General features: G+C 70.3%; 1 pseudogene. It reads right to left on the bottom strand.

Features of this window, described 5'->3' with window-relative positions:
* Positions 1 to 2,506, bottom strand: a pseudogene (locus tag IG90_RS0138515) (amino acid adenylation domain-containing protein); the annotation flags it as partial.

Genomic DNA, 2,506 nt, shown 5'->3' with positions numbered 1-2,506 from the left:
CGTGTCGCTCGGGTCCTCGGCACGCGCCGTCTGCACACCGGAGGCGAAGGTCCGCAGCAACCGCGGATTGCGCAGGTCGCCCAGGAACAAGGCGCCACCTGGGGTGAGGGCGCGGAGCGCGTGGTGGACGACCTGTTCCAGGTAGCCGGCGTTCGGGAAGTACTGGGCCACGGAGTTGAGCACGATCGTGTCGAAGTGGCCCTGTGGAAGGTCGTCGAAGTCGTGGGCGGGCTGGGTGCGGAGGTGTACCCGCGTGGCCAGGACGGGATCGGCACCGACGTGCCGCCGAAGCTCGTCGATGACGGTGCGGGAGAAGTCGGTGCCCCAGTACTCCTCGCACTCGGGCGCCAGCCGGGCCAGGAGCAGCCCGGTGCCGACACCGATTTCGAGGACGCGGCGCGGCCGCAGGGACCGGATGCGGTCGACGGTCGTGTCACGCCACTCCCGCATCTCGGGCAGCGGGATCGGCCGGCCGTCGTAACTGCTGTTCCAACTGGCGAAGTTCTCGCCGAACGCTGTCTGCTCCGCAGCGTTGTACACGGCGTCGTACAGGTTCTGCCACTCGCTGAGCTGGTCCTGCTCCACAGCCTCGTCGTGGTCGCGCGCCGAGGTGTCGGCTACGACGTAGGCGACGAGCCGGGCGTCACCGGGCTGGTCCTCGCGGACGACGACGGCTGCCTGCGCGATGTCCGTGTGGTCGGTGAGGACCTCCTCGATCTCGCCGAGTTCGATGCGGAAGCCTCGGATCTTGATCTGGTGGTCGACGCGCCCGACGAACTCCAGCTCGCCGTCCTGGTTCCAACGCACCAGGTCACCGGTGCGGTACATACGAGCACCGGGCTCGGGAGCGTACGGGTCCGCCACGAATCGCTCGGCCGTCAGGCCGGACTTGTTCAGATAGCCGCGGGCCACACCGGATCCCGCGACGTACAGCTCCCCCACCACACCGGGCGCCACCAACTCCAGCCCCGAACCCAGCACGTAGGTACGCGTGTTGGCGATCGGTCTGCCGACAGGCGGGGCGCCCGCGCCGCCGGCCAGGTCCGCGGCGGTCGACCAGATGGTGGTCTCTGTGGGGCCGTACAGGTTGGTCAGGTCGTCGGTGAGCGTGCGCATCGACTCGGCGAGCGGTGTGGGCAACGCCTCACCGCCGACCAGGATGCGCAGGCCCCGAAGCGCCTCCGGCTCGTGCGCCACCAGGAGCTGCCACAACGAGGGGGTGCCCTGTACGACCGTGACGCCGTGCCGGGCGATCAGGTCGAGCACGGCGGACGGTTGAGGGACGGCCTCCTTGGGGGCGAGGACCACTGTGGCGCCCGAAAGGAGCGGGTGGTACAGCTCCAGCGCAGCGATGTCGAACGCCACCGTGGTGACCGCGAGCAGCCGTTCCCCCGTCCGGAGCGGGACCTTGCGCCGCATGGCTTCCAGGAAGTTGAGCAGCGGCGCGTGCGGGACGACCACGCCCTTGGGGCGACCGGTCGAGCCTGACGTGTAGATCACGTACGCGGCGGCCTCGGGGGGCGGCGGCCCCGCGTGGCCGGTCTCGACCGGGTCGGTGTCGGGGCAGGCGGCCAGCAGGGCGTGTACGTCCGGGGAGTCCAGCACCAGTCGTTCCGCCGAACCACCTCTCGGCGTCCGCGAGTCCGTCGACAGCGTGGTGAGCAGCAGGGCGGGCCGTGCGTCCTCGAGTACGTAGGCGAGGCGGCCGGCCGGGTGGTCCGGGTCCAGCGGCAGGTACGCGGCGCCGCTCTTGAGCACGGCCAACAGAGCGACCACCAGCTCGGCCGAACGCGGCAGTGACAGCGCGACCACCCGGTCCGGACCCGCGCCCCGGTGCAGCAGGACGTGCGCGAGGCGGTTGGCGCGGCGGTCCAGTTCCGCATACGTCAGGGAGGTGTCCCCGGCGATCAGGGCCACGGCGTCCGGGGTGGCGACGGCCTGCTCGGCGAAGCGGACCGGCAGCAGCTTCTCGCCGATCTCGGTCTCGGTCTCCAGCCAGGTGCCGAGCAGTTGCCCGTGTTCGTCGGGGGTGAGGACGTCGATGTGGTTGAGGGGCTGGTCGGGGTGGGTGGTGGCGATGTCGAGGAAGTGCAGCCAACGCTCGAACAGGGCTCGGACGGTGGGCGCGTCGTAGATGTCGCTGGAGTACTCGATCGCACCGCTGATGCCCTGCGGCTCACCATGGGCACCGCGCTGCTCGGCGAGGCCTCGGGCGCGTTCTGGAGGGCGAGCATGACCTGGAAGAGCGGGTGGTGCGACAGGGTCCGGGTCGGGTTGATGAGCTCGACCAGGTACTCGAAGGGGACGTCCTGATGCGCGTAGGCGGCCAGGCTCCTCTCCCGCACCCGAGTGACCAGCTCCGTGAAACTCGGATCACCGGACGTGTCCGTCCGCAACACCAACGTGTTGACGAAGAACCCGATCAGCTCGTCCAGCGCCTGGTCGGTGCGGCCGGCCACCGGACTGCCCACCGGAACGTCCTCACCAGCCCCCAGCCGGGTCAGCA

The organism is Streptomyces anulatus (genome assembly GCF_000721175.1).
Lineage (GTDB): Bacteria > Actinomycetota > Actinomycetes > Streptomycetales > Streptomycetaceae > Streptomyces > Streptomyces anulatus_C.
The sequence above is the reverse complement of the archived record's forward strand: the minus strand, read 5'-3'. Positions and strand labels throughout refer to the sequence as shown.